This window comes from Rhizobium sp. BK619 (genome assembly GCF_014195245.1).
Taxonomy (GTDB): Bacteria; Pseudomonadota; Alphaproteobacteria; order Rhizobiales; family Rhizobiaceae; genus Rhizobium; species Rhizobium acidisoli.
In genome coordinates, this window is the sequence record NZ_JACIBH010000016.1 from 1 (window position 1) to 19,581 (window position 19,581).

24 protein-coding genes, 1 tRNA gene and 1 riboswitch are annotated in these 19,581 nt (G+C 63.1%); of the genes, 10 read left to right on the forward strand and 15 right to left on the reverse strand.

The window, feature by feature from the left end:
- Nucleotides 1–331: 331 nt before the first annotated feature.
- Entirely contained in the window at nucleotides 332–724 is a 393-nt protein-coding gene (gene apaG, locus FHX14_RS27315; RefSeq protein WP_003588769.1) for a Co2+/Mg2+ efflux protein ApaG, read from the reverse strand.
- A gap of 252 nt (nucleotides 725–976) precedes the next feature.
- A complete protein-coding gene (locus FHX14_RS27320) occupies nucleotides 977–2,161 on the reverse strand; it encodes an O-succinylhomoserine sulfhydrylase (RefSeq protein ID WP_184380048.1) in 1,185 nt (394 codons plus the stop codon).
- 42 nt (nucleotides 2,162–2,203) lie between these two features.
- Nucleotides 2,204–2,282: riboswitch (SAM riboswitch) on the reverse strand.
- 73 nt (nucleotides 2,283–2,355) lie between these two features.
- Here FHX14_RS27320 and FHX14_RS27325 point away from each other — a divergent pair.
- Both FHX14_RS27325 and FHX14_RS27330 read left to right on the forward strand, forming a co-directional pair.
- Nucleotides 2,356–3,450: a 2'-deoxycytidine 5'-triphosphate deaminase gene (locus FHX14_RS27325; protein WP_184380049.1), complete on the forward strand. Its 1,095-nt coding sequence runs from the start codon at nucleotides 2,356–2,358 to the stop codon at nucleotides 3,448–3,450.
- Nucleotides 3,451–3,572: 122 nt separating this feature from the next.
- Nucleotides 3,573–3,646 (forward strand) — tRNA-Gly (locus FHX14_RS27330).
- Between the two features lie 11 nt (nucleotides 3,647–3,657).
- Here the strand turns inward: FHX14_RS27330 and FHX14_RS27335 are convergent.
- Entirely contained in the window at nucleotides 3,658–3,936 is a 279-nt protein-coding gene (locus tag FHX14_RS27335; RefSeq protein WP_184380051.1) for a hypothetical protein, read from the reverse strand.
- A gap of 58 nt (nucleotides 3,937–3,994) precedes the next feature.
- On the reverse strand, nucleotides 3,995–4,312 hold the full coding sequence (locus FHX14_RS32820) for a hypothetical protein (RefSeq protein WP_210301153.1): 318 nt from the start codon (nucleotides 4,310–4,312) through the stop codon (nucleotides 3,995–3,997).
- On the opposite strand from FHX14_RS32820, the gene FHX14_RS27340 reads away from it, so the two are divergent.
- A complete protein-coding gene (locus FHX14_RS27340; RefSeq protein WP_184380053.1) occupies nucleotides 4,298–4,678 on the forward strand; it encodes a VOC family protein in 381 nt (126 codons plus the stop codon). The two genes, FHX14_RS32820 and FHX14_RS27340, sit on opposite strands and share 15 nt — an antisense overlap.
- A gap of 205 nt (nucleotides 4,679–4,883) precedes the next feature.
- Here the strand turns inward: FHX14_RS27340 and FHX14_RS27345 are convergent, their stop codons facing one another.
- Entirely contained in the window at nucleotides 4,884–6,893 is a 2,010-nt protein-coding gene (locus tag FHX14_RS27345) for a methyl-accepting chemotaxis protein (protein ID WP_184380055.1), read from the reverse strand.
- 623 nt (nucleotides 6,894–7,516) lie between these two features.
- Between FHX14_RS27345 and FHX14_RS27350 the strand changes: the two genes are divergently transcribed.
- Nucleotides 7,517–8,392 (forward strand): transporter substrate-binding domain-containing protein, encoded by an 876-nt coding sequence (locus FHX14_RS27350; RefSeq protein WP_184380057.1) that lies wholly within the window; start codon nucleotides 7,517–7,519, stop codon nucleotides 8,390–8,392.
- A gap of 10 nt (nucleotides 8,393–8,402) precedes the next feature.
- On the opposite strand, the gene FHX14_RS27355 is transcribed toward FHX14_RS27350, so the two are convergent.
- The 5 genes from FHX14_RS27355 to FHX14_RS27375 all read right to left on the reverse strand — a co-directional run bounded on the left by FHX14_RS27355 (nucleotide 8,403) and on the right by FHX14_RS27375 (nucleotide 11,572).
- The gene (locus FHX14_RS27355) at nucleotides 8,403–8,816 is read right to left on the reverse strand and encodes a tellurite resistance TerB family protein (RefSeq protein ID WP_003570543.1); all 414 of its coding nucleotides are present in this window, start codon (nucleotides 8,814–8,816) and stop codon (nucleotides 8,403–8,405) included.
- Nucleotides 8,817–8,898: 82 nt separating this feature from the next.
- Nucleotides 8,899–9,618 carry a thermonuclease family protein gene (locus tag FHX14_RS27360; RefSeq protein ID WP_184380059.1) on the reverse strand — a complete coding sequence of 240 codons (720 nt, stop codon included), beginning with the start codon at nucleotides 9,616–9,618 and terminating at the stop codon, nucleotides 8,899–8,901.
- Between the two features lie 11 nt (nucleotides 9,619–9,629).
- Nucleotides 9,630–10,319 (reverse strand): helix-turn-helix transcriptional regulator, encoded by a 690-nt coding sequence (locus tag FHX14_RS27365; RefSeq protein WP_184380061.1) that lies wholly within the window; start codon nucleotides 10,317–10,319, stop codon nucleotides 9,630–9,632.
- A gap of 113 nt (nucleotides 10,320–10,432) precedes the next feature.
- Nucleotides 10,433–11,080, reverse strand: coding sequence for a response regulator transcription factor (locus FHX14_RS27370; protein ID WP_184380062.1), 648 nt, complete (start codon nucleotides 11,078–11,080; stop codon nucleotides 10,433–10,435).
- A 93-nt stretch (nucleotides 11,081–11,173) separates the two neighbouring features.
- Nucleotides 11,174–11,572, reverse strand: coding sequence for a hypothetical protein (locus FHX14_RS27375; RefSeq protein ID WP_003588756.1), 399 nt, complete (start codon nucleotides 11,570–11,572; stop codon nucleotides 11,174–11,176).
- 123 nt (nucleotides 11,573–11,695) lie between these two features.
- Here FHX14_RS27375 and FHX14_RS27380 point away from each other — a divergent pair, with 123 nt between their 5' ends.
- The gene (locus FHX14_RS27380) at nucleotides 11,696–12,049 is read left to right on the forward strand and encodes a DUF952 domain-containing protein (RefSeq protein WP_184380064.1); all 354 of its coding nucleotides are present in this window, start codon (nucleotides 11,696–11,698) and stop codon (nucleotides 12,047–12,049) included.
- Nucleotides 12,046–13,134 (forward strand): quinone-dependent dihydroorotate dehydrogenase, encoded by a 1,089-nt coding sequence (locus FHX14_RS27385; RefSeq protein WP_184380066.1) that lies wholly within the window; start codon nucleotides 12,046–12,048, stop codon nucleotides 13,132–13,134. The genes FHX14_RS27380 and FHX14_RS27385 overlap by 4 nt, the downstream gene beginning before the upstream one ends.
- On the opposite strand, the gene FHX14_RS27390 is transcribed toward FHX14_RS27385, so the two are convergent.
- From FHX14_RS27390 to FHX14_RS27400, 3 genes are read right to left on the reverse strand one after another with little or no spacing between them, the layout of a single operon-like run.
- Nucleotides 13,110–14,450 (reverse strand): MATE family efflux transporter, encoded by a 1,341-nt coding sequence (locus FHX14_RS27390; protein ID WP_184380068.1) that lies wholly within the window; start codon nucleotides 14,448–14,450, stop codon nucleotides 13,110–13,112. The genes FHX14_RS27385 and FHX14_RS27390 overlap by 25 nt on opposite strands.
- Before the next feature lie 29 nt (nucleotides 14,451–14,479).
- Nucleotides 14,480–14,977, reverse strand: coding sequence for a CAP domain-containing protein (locus FHX14_RS27395; RefSeq protein WP_003588749.1), 498 nt, complete (start codon nucleotides 14,975–14,977; stop codon nucleotides 14,480–14,482).
- A 1-nt stretch (nucleotide 14,978) separates the two neighbouring features.
- Nucleotides 14,979–15,245 (reverse strand): DUF6460 domain-containing protein, encoded by a 267-nt coding sequence (locus FHX14_RS27400; RefSeq protein WP_164006429.1) that lies wholly within the window; start codon nucleotides 15,243–15,245, stop codon nucleotides 14,979–14,981.
- Between the two features lie 174 nt (nucleotides 15,246–15,419).
- Between FHX14_RS27400 and FHX14_RS27405 the strand changes: the two genes are divergently transcribed.
- The 3 genes from FHX14_RS27405 to FHX14_RS27415 all read left to right on the forward strand — a co-directional run bounded on the left by FHX14_RS27405 (nucleotide 15,420) and on the right by FHX14_RS27415 (nucleotide 17,462).
- Nucleotides 15,420–16,352: a methyltransferase gene (locus FHX14_RS27405; protein ID WP_184380167.1), complete on the forward strand. Its 933-nt coding sequence runs from the start codon at nucleotides 15,420–15,422 to the stop codon at nucleotides 16,350–16,352.
- Between the two features lie 208 nt (nucleotides 16,353–16,560).
- Nucleotides 16,561–17,196 (forward strand): YitT family protein, encoded by a 636-nt coding sequence (locus tag FHX14_RS27410; RefSeq protein WP_183698224.1) that lies wholly within the window; start codon nucleotides 16,561–16,563, stop codon nucleotides 17,194–17,196.
- Nucleotides 17,197–17,294: 98 nt separating this feature from the next.
- Nucleotides 17,295–17,462 (forward strand): hypothetical protein, encoded by a 168-nt coding sequence (locus FHX14_RS27415; protein WP_003588742.1) that lies wholly within the window; start codon nucleotides 17,295–17,297, stop codon nucleotides 17,460–17,462.
- A 347-nt stretch (nucleotides 17,463–17,809) separates the two neighbouring features.
- On the opposite strand, the gene FHX14_RS27420 is transcribed toward FHX14_RS27415, so the two are convergent.
- Together FHX14_RS27420 and FHX14_RS27425 are read right to left on the reverse strand one after the other, a co-directional pair.
- Nucleotides 17,810–18,271, reverse strand: coding sequence for a carboxymuconolactone decarboxylase family protein (locus FHX14_RS27420; RefSeq protein ID WP_003588739.1), 462 nt, complete (start codon nucleotides 18,269–18,271; stop codon nucleotides 17,810–17,812).
- Nucleotides 18,272–18,292: 21 nt separating this feature from the next.
- Entirely contained in the window at nucleotides 18,293–18,793 is a 501-nt protein-coding gene (locus tag FHX14_RS27425; protein WP_184380070.1) for an Rrf2 family transcriptional regulator, read from the reverse strand.
- Nucleotides 18,794–18,922: 129 nt separating this feature from the next.
- Here FHX14_RS27425 and FHX14_RS27430 point away from each other — a divergent pair, with 129 nt between their 5' ends.
- Entirely contained in the window at nucleotides 18,923–19,555 is a 633-nt protein-coding gene (locus FHX14_RS27430; protein ID WP_184380072.1) for a YitT family protein, read from the forward strand.
- The last annotated feature ends 26 nt before the right edge of the window (nucleotides 19,556–19,581 follow it).

Genomic DNA, 19,581 nt, shown 5'->3' on the forward strand with positions numbered 1-19,581 from the left:
CATCGCCTTGCTCGCCGCACTGCTAGCCGAAGACGACCTGCCGGCCCTCGATCCCGAGGCGCCGGACTCTCTCCCCCTGGCGGCCTGAACCGATCGGCATTGCCGATCTGGCGTCTCGTCGCCATCGCCATTACCAACATCTCTATCGCCGTCTTGCACGCGACCATCAGGCCGATCGCCATCGGCCAGCTGCTACATCGACTGCGAGAACCACCACGAAGGCGACGCGCCATCGCACATCGGCAGCTAAGTTAGCGCCTATGGGGCTTGACCCGAGGACCCATGCGGCAGGCACGGCGTTCGTGTTCGCACTGACCGCGAACCTACGTGCTTAGTTGAGCACGCGCAGCAGCCCCGGTGAATCCAACGAGAAAGCGGGGATGTCGACATCGAACATCTCGCCTTCATCCGTTTCCATCTGGTAATGCCCGAACATCAGGCCGGAGGGCGTGTCGAGCGGGCAGCCGGAGGAATATTCGTAGGTGTCGCCCGGGCTCAGCCGCGGCTGTTCGCCGACGACGCCGGGGCCGGTCACCTCGTCCACCTGCCCGTTCTGGTCGGTGATATTCCAGTAGCGGTTGACCAGGCGAACGGCGATGGCGGAATTGTTGCTGATGACAATCCGGTAACCCCAGACATAGCGATCGTCTTCCGGATCGGATTGCTCCTCCAGATAGAATGGTTCGACGACGACTTCGATATCTTTTGTGAGGGCGCGATACATGCCTTGCACCTTAGTCAAGATATGTTACCCGTATCTTATAAGAGGCGCTGTCCGTCAAGAAACGGAACGTTGATCGTGACTAAAACGGTCCTGATCCAAGCTGTTTCGATCGTTAAGCCTAATTGACAGTGTTAATTTCACTTCCGAACGCCGGCACCGCCGAACTTGTTCCCCGGCCGGACCGCAGTGAGGTCCGGCCTATGCCAACGTGGCGTGCCGAACCTCAGAGGGGTCCGGCCGCCATGGGTGCGATCAGGCCGAGACCTTGGCAAGCGCCTTGGCGAAATCCTCGATCAGGTCGTCGGTATCCTCGATGCCGGCCGAAAGGCGGACCGTGCCCGGGGAGATGCCGAGTTCGGCGCGCGCCTCTTCCGTCAGGTTCTTGTGCGTCGTCGTTGCCGGATGGGTGATCAGGCTCTTGCTGTCGCCGAGATTGTTGGAAATCTTGACGATATCGAGCGCGTTCTGCAGCGCGAAGGCCGCCTCCTTGCCGCCCTTCAATTCGAAGGCGACGAGGGTCGAGCCGCCGGTCATCTGCTTGGCGATGATATCGGCCTGCGGATGGTCCTTGCGGCCGGGATAGATCACCTTGGCGACCTTGTTTTGCTCGGCGAGGAAATCGGCGATCTTCGCCGCATTCCCGGTCTGCTGCTTGACGCGCAGCGGCAGCGTTTCGATGCCCTTCAGCAGCGTCCAGGCATTGAACGGCGACATGGCCGGGCCGGTATGGCGGAAATAGTCGTGCAGGTTCTCATCGATCCAGTCCTTGTCGGCAAGCACGACGCCGCCGAGGCAGCGGCCCTGGCCGTCGATATGCTTGGTGGCGGAATAGACGACGATATGGGCGCCGAGATCCAGCGGCTTCTGGAAGAGTGGCGTCGCAAAGACGTTGTCGACGACGACCTTGGCGCCGATCTGATTGGCGAGCTTGGCGACGCCTGCGATATCGACCACCTCGAGCGTCGGGTTGGTCGGGCTTTCCAGGAAGAACACCTTGGTGTTCGGCCGGATTGCCTTTTCCCAGTTGGCAAGATCCCGGCCGTCGACCAGCGTGCACTCGACGCCGTATTTCGGCGCCAATGTTTCCACCACCCAGCGGCAGGAGCCGAAAAGGGCGCGTGCGGCGACGATGTGATCTCCGGCTTTGACCTGGCAGAGGATGGCCGCGCTGACCGCCGCCATGCCGGACGCGGTGGCGCGGGCGTCTTCGGCGCCTTCGAGCATGCACATGCGCTTTTCGAACATGTCGTTGGTCGGGCTGCCGTAGCGGGCGTAGATGTAACCGTCCGTCTCGCCCTTGAAGCGGGCTTCGGCCGCTTCCGACGTGTCGTAGACGAAGCCCTGCGTGAGATAGATTGCCTCGGATGTTTCGCCATATTGCGAACGCAAGGTTCCGCCGTGGACGAGTTGGGTTGCCGGGCGCCAGGTCTTGCTCATGCCATCACCTTCACATAACAAAAAAACCGGCCGCAAAAGCAGACCGGTTTCAACCCGGTCTTTTTAGCCACTTGTTTAACGTGGCTGCAAGCCGACCGGCCAAATCACCACGGGATAATTCTGCAATACTGCTGTTAGCTGCTTGCGTCAATTCCCCGTATTTGGTTTTGTCGGCGGCAAATGATGGATGGGGCATGATGGCTCGTGAAACGGGAATTCTGGCGGACCGCGCGATCTCGGCGCTGTTCGAAACGGGGCGGCTGATCTCCGAGCGCGAGCTGGACCGCGACCAGATCCAGCCGGCAAGCCTCGACCTGCGCTTGGGCGCCAAGGCTTTTCGCGTGCGCGCCAGCTTCATGCCCGGGCCTTCGCATCTGGTCTCGGACAAGCTCGACCGGCTGAGCCTGCATGTGATTGACCTCACGGAAGGCGCGGTGCTCGAAACCGGCTGCGTCTATATCGTGCCGCTGATGGAGAGCCTAGCGCTGCTGGCCGACATGTCGGCCTCGGCCAATCCGAAGAGCTCGACCGGCAGGCTCGATATCTTCACCCGCGTCATCACCGATTACGCCCAGGAATTCGACAAGATCCCAGCTGGCTATTCCGGCCCGCTCTATCTCGAAATCAGCCCGCGCACCTTCCCGATCGTCGTGCGCCGCGGCTCGCGCCTGTCGCAGATCCGTTTCCGCGTCGGCCAGGCCCTGCTCGGCGAGCCGGAACTGTTGAAGCTGCATGAAAGCGAAACGCTGGTCGCCAGCAAACAGCCGAACGTATCGGGCGGCGGCATCGCGCTGTCGATCGACCTCGCCGGAGATGAAGACGGCCTGATCGGCTACCGCGGCAAACACCATACCGCCGTCGTCGATGTCGACAAGAAGGCCCAGCACGACATCTTCGATTTCTGGGAACCGCTTTATAGCCGCGGCCGCAACGAACTGATCCTCGATCCCGACGAGTTCTATATCCTTGTCTCGCGCGAGGCCGTGCATGTGCCGCCGGATTATGCCGCCGAAATGACCCCCTTCGACCCATTGGTCGGCGAATTCCGCGTCCACTACGCCGGCTTCTTCGATCCGGGCTTCGGCCATGCGCCGGCCGGCGGCCGCGGCAGCCGCGCCGTGCTCGAAGTGCGCAGCCACGAAGTGCCCTTCATCCTCGAAGACGGCCAGATCGTCGGCCGCCTCGTCTACGAACACATGCAGGAAAAACCGACCAGCCTCTACGGCTCCGGCCTCGGCTCCAACTACCAGGCCCAGGGCCTCAAACTCTCGAAGCATTTTCGCATCTGAGGGGTTGCGCAAGAGCATGATGCCGAAAAGTGTGAGCGGTTTTCGGGTGACATCATGCTCTAACTCTTTAATCTAGGGGCGACTTGACAGCGGCCCCCATCTGTTGGAAATCTCGCATCACTGCGGGTGTAGCTCAATGGTAGAGCAGCAGCTTCCCAAGCTGAATACGAGGGTTCGATTCCCTTCACCCGCTCCAGCGACGTCCCACTAATCCCCAAAAAACCGGATCGGCTTGTACTGCCGATGCGCGATGATCAGGCTGCGGTCGGGCTGGATGATGTAGGTTTCCTCCACCTGCCGGCCGTACTGGTCGATGAAATCATGTGGGAAGGCGGAGCCAACAGGTGATTTGGTGAGCTTGCTGCGTGGCTGGCCGTTATAGGTGATGCTTCCCGGGATCGGCTCCAGGCCGGGGCCGCTATAGGTAACGGTGCTGCATCCGGTGAGAATAAGGGTGCCGATGAGGCCGATGAGCGCGGGTTTCATGTCCATCCCTTCCGATGCCGCCGACGAAGCGATCTTACTCTCTATTGGCGCCGGCGCATCATGCAAACGGCATGGCCAGTTGCAATCCTTCGAGAAGCACCGCCTGGCGCGTCGTGATCGCTTCAGCCTTTCCATTGCCGAAACCGGCGACCTCTGTTAGATCGGCAGCGTCGAAAAAGGCAGGATCGGTTGAGGTAAGCCCGGTCCCTTCCGTCAGAGCGTCATCAGCGCTCTCAAGAAGCTCTGCTCCGTAGCCTATGGCACGAGAACCCGCGATGTGATCCGCATGCAAATGCGGGATCCCGGCGGCGTGCGGAGACGGCATATTGCAGTCCCGGGATTTTTTTGAACGGAGACTGTCATGCGCCTGAACCATCTCGATTTTCACGTACCCGACATCGCTGCGACGGCGGATTTCTTCATCCGCCATTTCGGCCTGCGGCTGAAGGATATGCGCGGCAATAATGGCCTTGCGATCCTGGAAGACGATGCCGGCCTTGAAATCGTCCTCAGCCACGCCATCGCCAAGTTCGGCACCGCCGACCAGGTGGAGATTGGGCGTCAAACCTATCATATCGGCTTCATTCTGCCTGATAGGGCGGATGTCGATAGGGTTCATGCCGGGCTTGTTGCTGACCGTGCGGCGCTCTCCGGCCCGCCGGCCGCTATGCGCGGCGGCTGGCTGTTTTATTGTACAGCGCCAGGGAATATCCTTGTCGAGGTGGGGTGGCGGCCGGGTTAGACGAGATCCGAAAAGGAAGGGCGCCGGCCGCCGCTTGCCCCTCATCCGGCTGCCGCCACCTTCTCCCCGCTAGCGGGGCGAAGGGGAAAAGTGGCAACCTCTCCGTTCCTCGCTAGCCTCGCGCATGGCACGTCCCCTCGCCCCGTTTACGGGGAGAGGGTTAGGGTGAGGGGCAGGCTTCGGGCGTGAACTGAACGGCTGTGCCTCAAAACTCCGTCCAGTCACCATCCTGGCCCTTCGGCGCGCTGTTGGTTGCGCCGAAAGCGTTGGCGAGGGTCTGGCCGAGGGCGCGGGCCGGTGAGGCGGTTGGGCGGGCGGTGCCTTCCCGGGCGACGCGGACCGCGGGGGCCTTGGCAACTGGGCGCGCGGCGGCGCGTGGTGCGGCTGCCGGCGGTCGGGTAGAGGAGATCGGTGCGGCAGCGGCGAAGCCGCCGGTGCCGGTCAGCCGGAATTGGCCGAGCAGATTGTTCAGCGCTGTCGCTTCCGTCGCTAGGCTGTGGCTGGCGGCTGTGGACTGCTCGACCATCGCCGCGTTCTGCTGCGTGCCCTGGTCCATGGTGTTGACGGCGGTGTTGATCTCCTGCAGCCCGATCGACTGTTCGCGCGAGGCTTCGGCGATGGCGTGGACGTGCTGGTTGATTTCCTGCACCTCCTGGACGATCGAATCGAGCGCCTTGCCGGTTTCGCCGACCAGCGAAACGCCGGTCTGCACATGCGTGCCGGAATTGGTGATCAGGTCCTTGATTTCCTTGGCCGCCTTGGCGGAACGCTGGGCGAGTTCGCGCACCTCCTGGGCAACGACGGCAAAACCCTTGCCGGCTTCGCCTGCGCGCGCCGCTTCGACGCCGGCGTTCAGCGCCAACAGGTTGGTCTGGAAGGCGATGTCGTCGATGACGCCGATAATGTTGGAGATCTCGCCCGAAGACTTTTCGATCTGCTGCATGGCGGAGACGGCCTTGCGGACGATCTCGCCGGATTTTTCGGCGCCGAGGCGGGTGCGGGCGACGAGCTGGCTTGCCTCCTCGGCACGCTTGGCGGCGTCGCGCACCGTCGTGGTGATCTCCTCCAGTGCTGCCGCCGTCTCTTCGACGGAGGCCGACTGCTGTTCCGTCCGTCTGGAAAGCTCGTCTGCGGAAGAACGGATCTCATTGGCGCCGGCGCCGATCGCCCGGGCATTGGCGCCGACCGTGTGCAGCGCCTCGTTGAGCTTCTCGACCGAGTTGTTGAAATCCTCGCGCAGCGCATCGAGATGCGCAACGAAGGGCTGGTCGATATGCGAGGCGAGATCGCCGGCGGCAAGCCGGCGCAGGCCGTCGCCGAGTGCGGTCACGGCGCCTTCGAGCTCCGCTGCCTCGCGGGTCCGCTGCGCCTCGCGTTCGCGGCGCTCGCCGTCACTGAGGTTGCGGTCGGCTTCGGCACGCGCCTCGATCCGGCCACGCTCGATCGCATTGTTGCGGAAGATCGAGACGGCCTTGGCCATCTGGCCGACTTCGTCGCCGCGGTCGAGCCCGCCGACCTCGCTTTCGGTGTCGCCCTCGGCAAGCCGTGTCATGCGCAGGTTGAGCCGGGTCATCGGGCCGGCAATGCCCATCTGGGCGACGACCACGCTGAAGCCGACGGCGGCGAGCACGGCGATGCCGATCAGAACGAGGCAGAAGACGATCCGCCCGTTGACCGAAGCCGAAAGCGCGTCGCCGCCGTCATTGAGCATCGCCATCATCGCATCATTGTTGGCGATCATCTTCGGCGTCAGCGCATTGAGTTTGGCATTGATCAGGGCAACGCTCGCCTGCGCCCCGGCGCTGTCCTTGGCTTTGCTCTGCTCGATGATCTTGTTCGCCAGCGTTTCGATCTCATCGATGCCTGCCTGAATTTCGTCGATCGCCTGTTTGCGGCTCGGCACCAGCGCCAGCGCATCCTTCATCCGCTCACGGGCCTGCGGCAGTTTGCTCGGCGTGGCGAGCGTCGTCTGGAATGCCGGCGTATCCGGCTTCATGTCGGCAAGCAGGCTCACCTGCAGCACCGAGGCCACCACCGAGGCGCTGGCGCGCGCGCTCTGCATCGAGGCCATCGCTTCATGATCGATGAAGGCGCTGTAGGCGGCATCCGCACGGCGGAACTCGGCGATGACATAGACCAGCCCGGCCATCGTGATCAGCCCGAGGAGCGCCACGACCGATATGATTTTCGTGCGGATTTTCAGATGCTTCAACATGGAAATGTTACCCGGTTGACCGGGGCGTCGCACGCCCGGTTCTTTGAAATCAATTGTTGCAAACAGAGCGCTGCGTCGGTGTCGCGGCTCAGGGATTATTGCGGCGTTGACGCATGCATCATGCAATCGGCCGGCGGGTCCGTGTCGTCGTCACAAATAGAGGCGATATTCTTTAATTCCGCGCTAACGGCGGGGCGGCGCCGCGGTGATTTTTGGGGATAAGGTGGGCAGGTGCCATGCCAAATCGAGCGCGGCACGGAGAGGTGGAGAGGGCAGGGCGAGGGGTTCCGTCTCCGTTGTTGGTGCGGTGATGCTCCTGCAAGCAGCAAGCGCCTGCATTCAAAAGAGCCTCATCCTGAGGTGCCCCGCAGGGCCTCGAAGGACGGGGCGGGCATTCCGGTGTGGAGATATGCAAGGAGCAGCGTTGCAGCGTGTCCTTCGAGGCTTCAGCCTTCGGCTTCCGCACCTCAGGATGAGGGACGTTGGAGGGTGCCGCGCGGCTGCGAGGCCGATGAGTTCGCATCGGTCATCCGCTCCAAGCATAGATATTCCCCGTCCCGCATGACTCTGCTACATCTCGCCGACACCACACGCTTCGCGCTTAACCCGAGATCAAGATCACGATGATGCAATCGAAGTTGGCATCCCTGGCTGTGAAGGGTTTTCCCGCGTTCGGGCTGTTTCTCCTGGCGCTGTTTTCCGGCTTTGCCGCATCCGCCCAGCAGGCAACACCATCGCTGCCGCTGCTTTTCGACGCGCGTGAACGTCTGGCGAGGCCCGACCTCTCCTCGCTGGTCCGCTTGCGCTTCCTGACCTCGGTCGATTTTCCGCCCTTCAATTTCACCGATCAGAACGGCAAGCTTTCCGGTTTCAACGTCGATCTCGCCCGCGAAATCTGCAGTGAGCTGGAGATTTCCGACAAGTGCCAGATCCAGGCGATCCCCTTTGCCGATCTGAAGGATGCGCTCGCCGCCTCGCAGGGCGATGCCGTGATCGCCGGTCTTGCCGTGACGCCGGAGCTGCGCCGGCAATTCGTCTTCTCCCGGCCGTATCTGATGCTGCCGGCCCGCTTCGTGCGCAATCTCGCCGTGCCGCTCGACGGCAAGACGGCTGCCGCGCTTTCGGCGCACCCGGTCGGTGTGGTCAAAGGCACGGTGCACGAGGCGATGCTGGCCGCCTTTTTTCCGGCGATCAAGGCTCAGGCCTTCGACACTAAGGACGCTCTGCTTGCGGCACTCAAGGATCGCAAGGTCGATGCCGCCTTCGCCGATGCGCTGCAGCTTTCCTTCTGGGTTTCGTCGCCCGCCTCGGCCAAATGCTGCGCCCTGTTCGACGGGCCCTATCTCTCCGAGCATTTCCTCGGCGAGGGCATGACGATCATGCTGCGGCAGAAGGACAGCGTGCTGACGGCGGCCATCGACCACGCGCTCGCCACGCTGTCACGCAACGGTCGTCTGCAGGAAATCTATCTGCGCTATTTTCCCTACGGCCTCTATTGAGCCTGCAAGCTTATCCCTTGCGGAAGCGGGCAATGGCGCTCCGCTCGATCGCCGCGCAGGTGAGCTTGTCGAGGCCGAGCCGGTCGCGCAGCAGGCTGAGCAACCGCAGTTCCTCGGCTTTGACAGAGAGATCGGCGGAAGCGACTTCGACGGCCAGCGCATAGGCGGTGTCGTAGAGTTTTGCCGGCAGGGTGTCGCGCACGGTTTCGAGAACGACGTCGAGGCCCTCGGGCCCGGCCAGCAGCGAGGCGCAATCGCGCGCCACCGAAATCAGCTTGTCGTCGTCGAAATCCCGGAAAACCGGCAGGAAGCCGATCAGTTGTCCGATCCTTTCCATCTCCCGGTCGTTCATCGTGCTGTCGACGGCGGAGGCCATCACCATCACGTAGATCAGCGCATCATGGGCGGAAAGCGGCTTGTTCATTTCTGATTCCTTTTTCGATCAGCCCAGAGTGGGAATTTGCAGCCGGCATTACAAGGGATCGGCGCTCTGTCAAGACCGCCGGTCACCGCCGGCGCGGGTCGTCGCCATAAAGGCCTTTTCCCGCCTGCCTGGCCTTTTCGGCAGCCCATGCAAGCGGCGAACCCGCCGCTGCCTCGGCCCAGCCGTTTTCGGCAAGCCATGTGCCGAGATCCTGCGCGCCGAGCCGGCAGGCGGTGGTCGCCGTATCCTTCCATTCGGCGCTGTCGAGATCGCAGGCGATGCTGCGGTTGCGGAGCAGCTGGCGCAGCGCGGTCTTGGCCATCATGCCGCAGGGCCATTGCCGGCCCGTCGGCCCGCATATCTTGTCGGCCGGCGTCGGCACGATGCCGGCAAGCTGAAGCTTGCGCTCGTCGAAGGAGAGGAGGCCGGCATTTTCGACTGCCGGCCGCGCCAACTCCACCGGTTTTTTCGCGGCGGGTCTTGCCGTCTGCCCGGCGGCGGTCTCGGCCCGCTTCTCGCTCTCGGCGGATTTGGCCGCGATGCCGTCGGCGGGCCCGGGGGAGGGCGGCGCCGGCGGTTGCGCCGCCGGTTCCGTCGAGCGGACGATCACTTCAGCCCGGTCGTCCGAAATCGTAGCCGGTTCGCCGGCTGGCGCGGGCGGTTCCACCGCGGCCGCCGTTTCCTCGGCAGAGACGGGCTCGTCCCCGGCCGTGCCGCCCCGCAGCCTTGCTTCACCCGCCATCAGCAGACCGGCCACCACCGCCATGCCCATAAGACCTGTGAAGATGGCGGCAGGGCGCATGGAATATCTTCCTATTGGCTGGCCCAGATGATGCGGGCGATCCAATCGACATCGGAAAGCTCGAGGGTACGGTTGGGATGTTCGGGATTGAGCGACATCAGCTCGATCGAGCGCGGGCTTTGGCGCAGCAGCACCTTGGCCATCACCTCGCCCTCGCATGTGCGCACGACGACGCGGTCGTTGCGGCGGACCTGCGCGCCGGGCTCGACGATCAGCACGTCGCCGTCGCGGTAGAGCGGCATCATGCTCTCGCCCTGCACCTCCAGCGCATAGACGGCTGACTTCTGCGCCGGAGCCGCCGGAAATTCCACCACGTCCCAGCCCTGGCCGGCCGGAAAACCGCCATCGTCGAAGAAGCCGCCGGCGCCGGCCTGGGCGAAGCCGAGCAGCGGGATCGAACTGCCCTGCGGCGGAAAGGCGCCGTCAGGCTGTGCGGCCTGCTGCCCGGCCAACTGCTTCGAAAAACCGGCATCCGGCTGCAGGAAGGCAAGGAACTGCTCGACGCTCGCCCCGGTGGCGTCGAGCACCTTGGCGATCGATTCCGTCGAGGGCCAGCGCAGCCGTCCGTCAGCAGAAAGCCGTTTCGACTTGTTGAAGGAGGTGGGGTCAAGCCCGGCGCGCCGCGCAAGACCGGATGGCGTCAGCTCGTGCCGCTCGGCAAGCCTGTCGATCGCTCCCCAGATCTGATCGTGTGACAGCATAGGCGCCCGATTCCGTGCGCGGCTCATCCGCGCGTCAGCCGGCCGGAATATTAACCGACCGTGCCGCCTGAGTAAAGGCAAAGGAGGAATAAAATCCTGTTATTGCAAGGGTTTCAGGCAACCATCGCCATGTTGATCTTGCCGAGCTGGATGACTGCCTGCGTCCGGCTGTCGACGTCGAGCTTCAAGAGGATCGCCGAGACATGCGCCTTGATCGTCGCCTCGGAGACGCCGAGTTCATAGGCGATCTGCTTGTTCAACAGCCCTTCGCCGAGCATGGTCAGCACCCGGCTCTGCTGCGGTGTCAGCGTATGCAGGCGGTGGATCAGGTCGGCGACATCGGGATCCTGCTCCTGGCCGCCGCGGTAGTTTTCCGGCGTGGCGATGTCGCCGGCAAGCACCGTCTGGATGCTGCGGCGAATGTCGTCGATGCCGGCGGATTTGGAAATGAAGCCGGAGGCGCCGAGTTCAAGCGCCCGGCGGATCGTCGTCGCATCGTCGGTCGCCGAGACGATGATGATCGGCAGGCTGGCGAATTCGGAGCGCAGCGCCATCAGGCCGGAAAAGCCGCTGACCCCGGGCATGGCGAGGTCGAGCAGCATCAGGTCGGCCTCGGCATGGTCGCCCGCCGCTTTGCGTGCGGCCGCGAAATCGCCGGCCTCGATGATCGCCTGCCGGCCCTCCATGCCGATGACGGCCTGGCGCAGCGCATCGCGAAACAGCGGATGATCGTCGGCAATGATGATGGTCTGTTCCTGCATCGAAAACTCCCTCCCAAGAGCCCGATCGTGCCCACATGCGCCGCCGTCCCCTGCGACCTCTGCATGCATGCCTAGTGATATGACTATATCAGATCAGGTCTTCTGCGGAAGGGGATTGGCGTTTTCCTCAGCCTGAAACTCCTTCACCATCCCCATGAAACTCTTCATCATCTTCTCCATGATGCTGATCGAGCGGTCGACTTCGGCATCGCTCGGCAGCGCCCGCTGGATGGGGCCGCCCTGTTCCAGCTTCGTCACCCGCTCGGAAAGCCGGTCGAGTTCGTCCTCATAGGCCGCCCGTTCGTCGGCCGCCATCCGGCAGACGAGGGCGCCGTCCTTGTCCTGGCAGATCGACATCGCCCCGGTCTGCCGGTCGAGCCGGACGAAATGGTCGCCGCTCTTTTCCAGCTGGAACCGGCTTGCATCGGCCTCGGCTGCGGCGGCCCCAAACGGCAGGAGAAGAACGCCAAGTGTCAGAACCAAAATCTTCATCGTCTCATCCTCCGGAATTTGCTCTCGCTATTTAGTCCCCGTTTTTAACGGCCGGGGCGTGGACATCGCCGCCTCTTTCCGGCAAAGCGCTGGTGACCGAGGATCAGCAATCGCGAGGCCATGATGAGCGTGACACCGACCCTTTACAAGATCGTGACGGAAACGCTCTGGCATCAAGCCAGACAAACCGGCATTTTTCATGGCGCCGGCATCGATCTCAAGGATGGTTTCATTCATTTCTCGACGGCAGACCAGGTAAAGCAGACCGCCGCGCTGCATTTTGCCGGCCAGTCCGACCTCATGCTGATTGCCGTCAATGGCGGCCGCTTCGGTGACAAACTGGTGTTCGAACCCTCGCGCGGCGGTGATCTTTTCCCGCATCTCTATGCCGATCTGCCGCTTGAAGCCGTGCTCTGGGAAGCGCCGCTGCCGCTCGACCATGCCGGCGCCCATATTTTCCCGGAGCTGCAGCCATGATCGATCCTTTCAAGCATCTCGCCCGCAAGGGTCTCTTCCTCTTCGATCCGGAAACGGCGCACGGCATGTCGATCGCCGCGCTGAAATCCGGCCTGGTGCCCGCCTGCCAGATCACGCCCGATCCGCGCTTGCGCCAGACCGTTGCCGGCCTCACCTTCGAAAACCCGCTCGGCATGGCGGCAGGCTATGACAAGAATGCCGAGGTGCCCGAGGCGCTGCTGAAGCTCGGCTTCGGCTTTACCGAGATCGGCACGGTGACGCCGAAGCCGCAAGCCGGCAATCCGCGGCCGCGCATCTTCCGCCTGGTCGAGGATGAGGCGGTCATCAACCGCCTCGGCTTCAACAATGAAGGCCATGAGGCCGCTTTCGGCCGCCTCGCGACGCTGAGCGGCAAGGGCATCGTCGGCGTCAATATCGGCGCCAACAAGGACAGCGAGGATCGCATCGCCGATTACGTCGCCGGCATCCGCCGCTTCCATTCGGTGGCGCGCTATTTCACCGCCAACATCTCCTCGCCGAACACGCCCGGCCTGCGTGACCTGCAGGCGCGTGAAAGCCTGGCGGCGCTGCTGTCATCAGTGCTGGCGGCGCGCGACGAAGTGGCGGCGGCCTCGGGCCGCAAGGTCCCGGTCTTCCTGAAGATCGCCCCCGATCTGACCGAGGAAGGCATGGACGATATTGCGGCGGAAGCGCTTTCGCATGCGCTGGATGGCTTGATCGTCTCCAACACCACGCTGTCGCGCGACGGTCTCAAGGATCAGCGGCAGGCCAAGGAGACGGGTGGCCTCTCCGGCGTGCCGTTGTTCGAAAAGTCGACTTCGGTGCTTGCGAGAATGCGCAAGCGTGTCGGTCCAGCACTGCCGATCATCGGCGTCGGCGGCGTCTCCTCGGCCGAAACAGCGCTGGAGAAGATCAGGGCGGGCGCCGATCTCGTCCAGCTCTATTCCTGCATGGTTTATGAAGGCCCCGGTCTGCCCGGCGATATCGTCCGCGGCCTCTCCAAACTCATGGACCGCGAAAAGGCGGCCGGGATCGGCGAGCTGCGCGACAGCAGGCTGGATTACTGGGCGGCGCGAAAGCTCTGATCGGCCCGCGGCTTGACCAGCAGCGCCAGGAAAAAGCCGCGGAAGAGCAGGAAGGCATTCATCGCCAGCCACAGGCCGTGATTACCGAAGAGCGGCACGAAGACGGCGAGCATCAGCAGATAACCGGCAAAGGACATCAGCATCCGGTTGCGCATATCGGCCGACCATGTGGCGCCGATGAAGACCCCGTCCATCAGGAAGGCGAGCGCGCCGGTCAACCCGGTCACCGCCGCCCAGGGCAGGTAAGCCGCTGCCGCCTGCCGCACCTCGGGTGAAGTCGTCAGCACCGAGATCAGCCAGGGACCGGCGAGGAAGAAGAAAGCGGAAACGATCGCCGCCAGGCCGAAGGACCACAGGATCGTCAGCTTCAGCCCGCGGTCGAAGGCCGGCCGGTAACGTGCGCCGATCGCCCGGCCGGTGATCTGCTCGGCGGCATTGGCAAGCCCGTCGAGATAATAGCTGGAGAGCAGGACGAAATTCATCAGCACGGCATTGGCGGCAAGGGTGACGGCGCCGAAGCTGGTGCCGATCCGCGTCATGATGGTGAAGGCGCCGATCAGCACGAAGGTGCGGATCAGGATGTCGCGGTTGAGGGCGAAAAGCTCGGCCAGCCGATGCCGCGAAAAGATCTCCGCCCATGCCGGCCGCTCGGCCTTGGCAAAGCCGCTAAGCACGATGAAAAGCCCGGCAAGCGCGCCGGCCGTCTCGCCGGCCATCGTTCCCCAGGCGACCCCCGCCACGCCCCAGCCGAGCGTCAAGCCGAGATAGATCGACAGCAGGATATTGATGCCGTTGATGATTGCCTGCAGCAGCAGCCCGATCTTGCCCTGTCCGCGCCCGAGCACGAAGCCGAGAATGGCGTAGTTGGCGAGCGCAGCCGGTGCAGCGAGAATCCGGATCGAGAAATAGGTGCTGGTCGCCTCAGCGATCGCGCCTTCCGCGCCCATCAGCCGCAACCCCGCCGCGTTCAGCAGCGGCGAAAGACAGAGCAGCGCCAGCCCGCAGCCGAGCGCCGAAATCAGCGCCCTGGAGAAGACCGCCTGCTGCTCGTGCTGGTCGCGCCGGCCATAGGCCTGCGCCGTCAGCCCCGTGGTCGAGGCGCGCAGGAAATTGAAGCTGCCCATGATCAGATCGAACAGCATCGCGCCGATCGCGAGCCCCGCCAGCGCTTCCGGGTCGCCCATACGGCCGACGACGGCGGTGTTGGTCAGCCCGAGCATCGGCGTCGTCATGAAGCCGAGCGTCATCGGAATGGCGATCGACAGCACCAGCCGGTGCGTCACCTCGAAGGCGAACTTGTTATTGTGCGTATCCATTCATGGCCTGATATCGAGGCCGAATCGCCTCAGCTAGACAGCACCATGGCCCAATAGGGCAGGTTCCGGGAAGACGAATTGTGGGCGACGGCGACGCCGAGGCCGTCATAGCGCCCGAGCATGTTTTCCAGATGATGCGGCGAGTTGATCCAGGCGGTCACCACCGCATCGACGCTCTGCTGGCCGGAGGCGATATTCTCCGCTGCCGGCAGCCGGACGCCGCTCGCCTTGACGCGGGCGCCGAAACTGTCGGTCAGCCCCATCAGATGCGCCATCTTGCCGGCGCTCGCCATGCGTTTGGCCTGGAACAGCGCGGCCGTGCTCGCCGCCGGATCGACAGCTAGCGGCGGCAAGCCGTTCTTGGCTCTCAGCTGGTTGACCAGCGGCAGCACGCTCGCCGTTTCGTCCTCGCCGTTCGAAGGCGTGCCGGCAAGGCGCGGGGTGGTGGTGCAGCCGGCGATGCCGGCGGCAAGCGAAAGCCCGGAAAGGATGAGCAGGCTGCGCCTGGAAAGATCGATCGATGTCATGTTACCGGCGATAGCTGAAAAGGCGAAGGATGACGAAGAGCGGGATGACGATCGTCGCCCCGAGGAGGAGATAGTCGCCGACGCGCCCGAGCGCTGAAAAACCGCGATGCCAGATCTCCAGGATGAAGTCGCGGAACCCATAGATGATGTTCCACGGCGTCAGGCCGAACACGGTCATGACGAAACCGACGATCAGCGACACGACGATAAGCTTTATCAATGTGCGGGCGAAGGAATCGCCGAGGAACTTGTTCACCTGATCGGACATGCGCCATCTCCTGTTTGCCCTTGGAATAAGGTTGCGGCGTGTTGCTCGCAAGCCCTTTCGGGGATTGGCCGCTTCGCCTCTGAAATAGGACTTGAGTTTTTTTGTGGCCGCCGCCAGATGCGGGCCACGCAAAACTGTGCAGCGCAACGACATGCGTCAAATAAAGAGCCGATGATGCAGCCCCACCAGCTTTCCTCAGGCGACGTCATCGCCGACCGCCGCGCCGATTATGCCCGAATGCTCGACGAGGGCGGCGAGCCGGAAGCGGCAGCCGAGCTGATGGAACAGGCACTGGAACTGGTGCCCGGCTGGGCAGCCGGCTGGTATCGGCTTGCCACCTATCGCGAAAAGGCGGGCAGGGGCGAGGCCGCGATCGACGCCTATCGCAACACGCTTGCCCTTGATCCCGACGACATTTTCGGCGCCGCCCTCAAGCTCGCCCTTCTCGGCGACGGCGAGACACCGGATCGGCCGCCGAGCCGCTATGTCGAGCGCCTGTTCGACGACTATGCCGACCGTTTCGAATCAGCGCTCGTCGAAAAACTCGATTACACTGTCCCGCAGAAGCTCGCAGCCCTCGTCGCATCCACCGGCAGGCATTACGCATGCGCCGTCGATCTCGGCTGCGGCACCGGCCTGCTCGGCCCGGAAATCCATGGCCGCGTCAGCCGCCTTGAAGGCTTCGACCTCTCGCAGAATATGCTGGCCAAAGCCGCCGAGAAGGGGGTCTATGATCACCTTGCTCAGACCGATCTGTCGCTGGCGCCGGATCTCTCCGGCTTGTTTGCCGATGCCGCGCGCCATCGCGCCGATCTGGTGACGGCCGCTGATGTGCTGATGTATCTCGGCAATCTCGAAAGCGTCTTTGCCATCATCGAAGACCTCGCCGCATCAGGCGCCGATATCGCCTTTTCCGTCGAGGATGCGGGGGATAGCGGGGGCTTCCACCTCGCGCCGTCGCTGCGTTATGCCCATTCGGAAGCCTATGTGAGACTGCTGCTTGCCGGCCACGGCCTCGACATCCTGAAGATCGTCAAGACGGTCATTCGCAAAGATGGCGGCAAACCGGTTGCCGGCATTCTGTTCCTTACGCGCAAAGCCGCGTGAGCGAACATTTCTTGCGATGTTTTTATAGGTCAGCATTACTTACCTATTTTGCTTGATCCGCGCGCGGAAAGGCCCGATACTGCACCACATCGGCAGCGAGCCCGGCAATAAACGCCAAGGCGCTCAAGCTCATTTCATGACCAAAACTTCCGCCGCGCCGGGACTTCCCGGCGTGTCCTTGACCTCGTCTGCCGTGGAGACTGGCGACATGACACAGCGCATCAATGCCCTTGGCTTCTGGAATACCAGCGCGACGCGCCATGCCCCGATCGAAGACGTCCAGGGCATCTTCTCCGGCAGCCTCGTCGCAGCCCTCGGCCTCTACGTGCTCGCCAGCGCCGGGCTTCTCACAGGCAGCACCGCCGGCGTCGCTTTCCTTCTGCATTATGCTTTCGGCGTCAATTTCGGCCTTGCCTTCTTCCTGCTCAACCTGCCGTTCTTCTGGCTCTCCTGGAAGCGTCTCGGCATGGCTTTCACCATCAAGACCTTCATCGCCATCGGCCTGACTTCGGTGCTATCAGACGTGCAGTCGCGCTTCTTTTCCATTTCGAGCATACATCCGGCCTGGGCCGCCCTTCTTGGCGGCCTGCTGCTCGGCTTCGGCGTGCTGGCGCTCTATCGCCACCGCGCCAGCCTCGGCGGCGTCGGCATTCTCGGCGTCTACCTGCAGGAGCGTTTCGGCATCCGCGCCGGCCTCGTCCAGCTTGCCATCGACCTCTGCGTGCTCGCCGCCGCCTTCTTCGTCACCACCCCGCCGGTGGTCTTCTATTCCGTCCTCGGCGCCGTCGTCCTCAACCTCTTCGTCGCCATCAACCACCGCGCTGACAGGTATATTGCGCTCTAACATTACAGATCCGTAACCCATTCTAAACAAAACGTAACTTGCCTCTGCTCCATCCCGGCGCAACATTTCTTCCCGCGCCGGATTTGATGAGGTGAGTTATGTCAGATTTGGAAAAGCTTGTGAGACGCCGCATGCAGGAAGAATACGCCAAAGGCGCTTCCGCAGAGGAAATCGCGAAAGTCGTCCGCGATCTCTTCAACAGCATCGACCTTTCGGGCTCATCGCCTGACGCCGTTGCCGTACGAGCCACTCCGAATTACGAGTGACCTTATATTCAACCGACCCGAATCTTTCGGGTCGGTCGCCGGGATGCCATCATGAAGGCGCGCGGAGGGCAGATGATGGGGTTGAGAAGCCCACGTAAAAATCGCAGCCGCGCCCGATTCCTCGCTGTCCTTGCTCCAGAAATCACCCCACACTCCGTCCTCCTCGGGCTTGACCGAGGATCCACGCCGCCCCCACCAGCGGGGCCATGGATCCCAGGCTCGAGGCCTGGGATGACGGAGGTTGGGGGCTGTTTTGCCAAACTCGCCGTTGACGCAACGGATTACACGTCGCACTTCCTGGTTCAACGCGGTGCTGTGTGGCCCCGACGTCTGCCGTGGCATTGGCCTCAAGCCGCCTTGACGGCAGCATCGATCGGATGTTGCGAGCGGAAGCCGACGGCAAGCCGGTTCCAGATATTGATCGCGCCGATCGCCACGGTGATCTTGGTCATCTCCTCCTCGGAGAAATGCGCCTTCAGCGCCTCGTAATCGGCATCCGGTGCGCCTGACTTGGCAAGGTTTGTCACCGCATCGACCCAGCCGAGCAGGGCGCGTTCGCGGGCGTCATAGATCGGCGATTCCCGCCAGACGCACATCAGGTTGATCCACTGCTCGCTCAGCCCATCATGGCGGGCTTCCTTCACATGCATGTCGACGCAATAAGCGCAGCCGTTGATCTGCGAGGCGCGCAGCTTGATCAGGTGGATGAAGCGGCGCTCCAGCCCGGAAGACTGGACGTACTGCTCGAGTGCGGCGACCGCCTTGTAGGCGTCGGGGGCGGCTTTGGCGAAGTTGAAACGCGGTTGCATGGTCTTCTCCTTTGTTGTGGCTCAGCGAGCCGTCTTGCGTTCATGGATTTCAAGGAAGGCGCAGCCGCGGGCTGCGATCGATCCGTCGTCGATAGCGGTCAATTCGATGCCGAGATCGGCAATGCTGGTCTTGGCGAGTTCCGCCCGATAGAACCGTTCGGCTCTGAGCATCGCCGCGCTGATGTTGCAGGGCTTGGCGAAGAGCCGGTCGGAGACCGGGTTCGGCCCGCGCTGGCGGATTTCGGCGCAGCGAAAAGCCGGCGCCGGTCCTTCGACGGCGAGCAGGATGTCGAGCAGCGAAATCTCTTCCGGCGCCTTCGCCAGTCTATATCCGCCCCGCGGCCCCGGCACGGTGTCGAGGATGCCGGCGCCCGAGAGCGCCTGCAGATGTTTCAGCAGATAGCTCGTCGACACGCCGTGGAATTCTGCCAGTGCCGCGGCCGAAAGCACGCCGCCTTCGGAGAGCCCGGCAAGCATCGCAACGCTGTGTATGGCCTGCTCGACGCCATCGCTCATCTTCATCGAAACAATCTCCTATCGTGGATAAAAAATATCCATGATTATGCCGGTTGTCAAGACCTGCCCTGCTGCTTGCCGCTTGCCTTTATCGTGACGGCGGATAGAAACGGCAAAAGCCGAGAGGGGAACATCATGGCAGCCAACGCCTTTACAGGCCTTTTGAATTCCAGCGCCGACCGCCACTCGCTGTTCGACGACGCCCAGGGCATCGTCGCCGGCAGCATGCTTGCCGTGCTCGGCGTCTCGCTGCTCTCCGGCGCAGGGCTGCTTGCCGGTGGCACGGCGGGTCTCGCCTTCCTCGCCCATTATGCGACCGGCTTCAGCTTCGGCCTCTGCTTCTTCGCCGTGAACCTGCCCTTCTACTATCTCGCCTTCCGCCGCATGGGCCCGGCCTTCACCCTCAAGACCTTCGCCGCCATCGCGCTGACCTCCGTTCTGTCCGAATTCGTGCCCGGCTTCATCGGTATTGGGCACGTCAATCCGATCGCCGGCGCGCTCTTCGGCGGCCTCGTCATCGGCGCCGGCATGCTGGCGTTGTTCCGCCACCGCGCCAGCCTCGGCGGCATCGGCATTCTCGCCCTCTATATCCAGGATCGTCTCGGCTGGCGCGCCGGCCTCGTCCAGCTCGGCTTCGACTGTCTCATCCTGGCGCTCTCCTTCCTGGTCGCCAGCCCCTCGATCATCGCCTGCTCCGTGCTCGGCGCCATCGTCTTCAACCTCACGCTTGCCATCAACCATCGCAAGGACCGCTATATCGCGGTGTAAGCCGCCCAACGCTCTTCTTTTTCCTC

Excerpts from the sequence above, each read along its gene's own strand:
- apaG (WP_003588769.1), bottom strand. The coding sequence starts at position 724 with ATGTATCGCGCCCTCACAAAAGATATCGAAGTCGTCGTCGAACCATTC.
- FHX14_RS27320 (WP_184380048.1), bottom strand. The coding sequence starts at position 2,161 with ATGAGCAAGACCTGGCGCCCGGCAACCCAACTCGTCCACGGCGGAACC.
- FHX14_RS27325 (WP_184380049.1), top strand. The coding sequence starts at position 2,356 with ATGATGGCTCGTGAAACGGGAATTCTGGCGGACCGCGCGATCTCGGCG.
- FHX14_RS27335 (WP_184380051.1), bottom strand. The coding sequence starts at position 3,936 with ATGAAACCCGCGCTCATCGGCCTCATCGGCACCCTTATTCTCACCGGA.
- FHX14_RS27340 (WP_184380053.1), top strand. The coding sequence starts at position 4,298 with ATGCGCCTGAACCATCTCGATTTTCACGTACCCGACATCGCTGCGACG.
- FHX14_RS32820 (WP_210301153.1), bottom strand. The coding sequence starts at position 4,312 with ATGGTTCAGGCGCATGACAGTCTCCGTTCAAAAAAATCCCGGGACTGC.
- FHX14_RS27345 (WP_184380055.1), bottom strand. The coding sequence starts at position 6,893 with ATGTTGAAGCATCTGAAAATCCGCACGAAAATCATATCGGTCGTGGCG.
- FHX14_RS27350 (WP_184380057.1), top strand. The coding sequence starts at position 7,517 with ATGATGCAATCGAAGTTGGCATCCCTGGCTGTGAAGGGTTTTCCCGCG.
- FHX14_RS27355 (WP_003570543.1), bottom strand. The coding sequence starts at position 8,816 with ATGAACAAGCCGCTTTCCGCCCATGATGCGCTGATCTACGTGATGGTG.
- FHX14_RS27360 (WP_184380059.1), bottom strand. The coding sequence starts at position 9,618 with ATGCGCCCTGCCGCCATCTTCACAGGTCTTATGGGCATGGCGGTGGTG.
- FHX14_RS27365 (WP_184380061.1), bottom strand. The coding sequence starts at position 10,319 with ATGCTGTCACACGATCAGATCTGGGGAGCGATCGACAGGCTTGCCGAG.
- FHX14_RS27370 (WP_184380062.1), bottom strand. The coding sequence starts at position 11,080 with ATGCAGGAACAGACCATCATCATTGCCGACGATCATCCGCTGTTTCGC.
- FHX14_RS27375 (WP_003588756.1), bottom strand. The coding sequence starts at position 11,572 with ATGAAGATTTTGGTTCTGACACTTGGCGTTCTTCTCCTGCCGTTTGGG.
- FHX14_RS27380 (WP_184380064.1), top strand. The coding sequence starts at position 11,696 with ATGAGCGTGACACCGACCCTTTACAAGATCGTGACGGAAACGCTCTGG.
- FHX14_RS27385 (WP_184380066.1), top strand. The coding sequence starts at position 12,046 with ATGATCGATCCTTTCAAGCATCTCGCCCGCAAGGGTCTCTTCCTCTTC.
- FHX14_RS27390 (WP_184380068.1), bottom strand. The coding sequence starts at position 14,450 with ATGGATACGCACAATAACAAGTTCGCCTTCGAGGTGACGCACCGGCTG.
- FHX14_RS27395 (WP_003588749.1), bottom strand. The coding sequence starts at position 14,977 with ATGACATCGATCGATCTTTCCAGGCGCAGCCTGCTCATCCTTTCCGGG.
- FHX14_RS27400 (WP_164006429.1), bottom strand. The coding sequence starts at position 15,245 with ATGTCCGATCAGGTGAACAAGTTCCTCGGCGATTCCTTCGCCCGCACA.
- FHX14_RS27405 (WP_184380167.1), top strand. The coding sequence starts at position 15,420 with ATGCAGCCCCACCAGCTTTCCTCAGGCGACGTCATCGCCGACCGCCGC.
- FHX14_RS27410 (WP_183698224.1), top strand. The coding sequence starts at position 16,561 with ATGACACAGCGCATCAATGCCCTTGGCTTCTGGAATACCAGCGCGACG.
- FHX14_RS27415 (WP_003588742.1), top strand. The coding sequence starts at position 17,295 with ATGTCAGATTTGGAAAAGCTTGTGAGACGCCGCATGCAGGAAGAATAC.
- FHX14_RS27420 (WP_003588739.1), bottom strand. The coding sequence starts at position 18,271 with ATGCAACCGCGTTTCAACTTCGCCAAAGCCGCCCCCGACGCCTACAAG.
- FHX14_RS27425 (WP_184380070.1), bottom strand. The coding sequence starts at position 18,793 with ATGAAGATGAGCGATGGCGTCGAGCAGGCCATACACAGCGTTGCGATG.
- FHX14_RS27430 (WP_184380072.1), top strand. The coding sequence starts at position 18,923 with ATGGCAGCCAACGCCTTTACAGGCCTTTTGAATTCCAGCGCCGACCGC.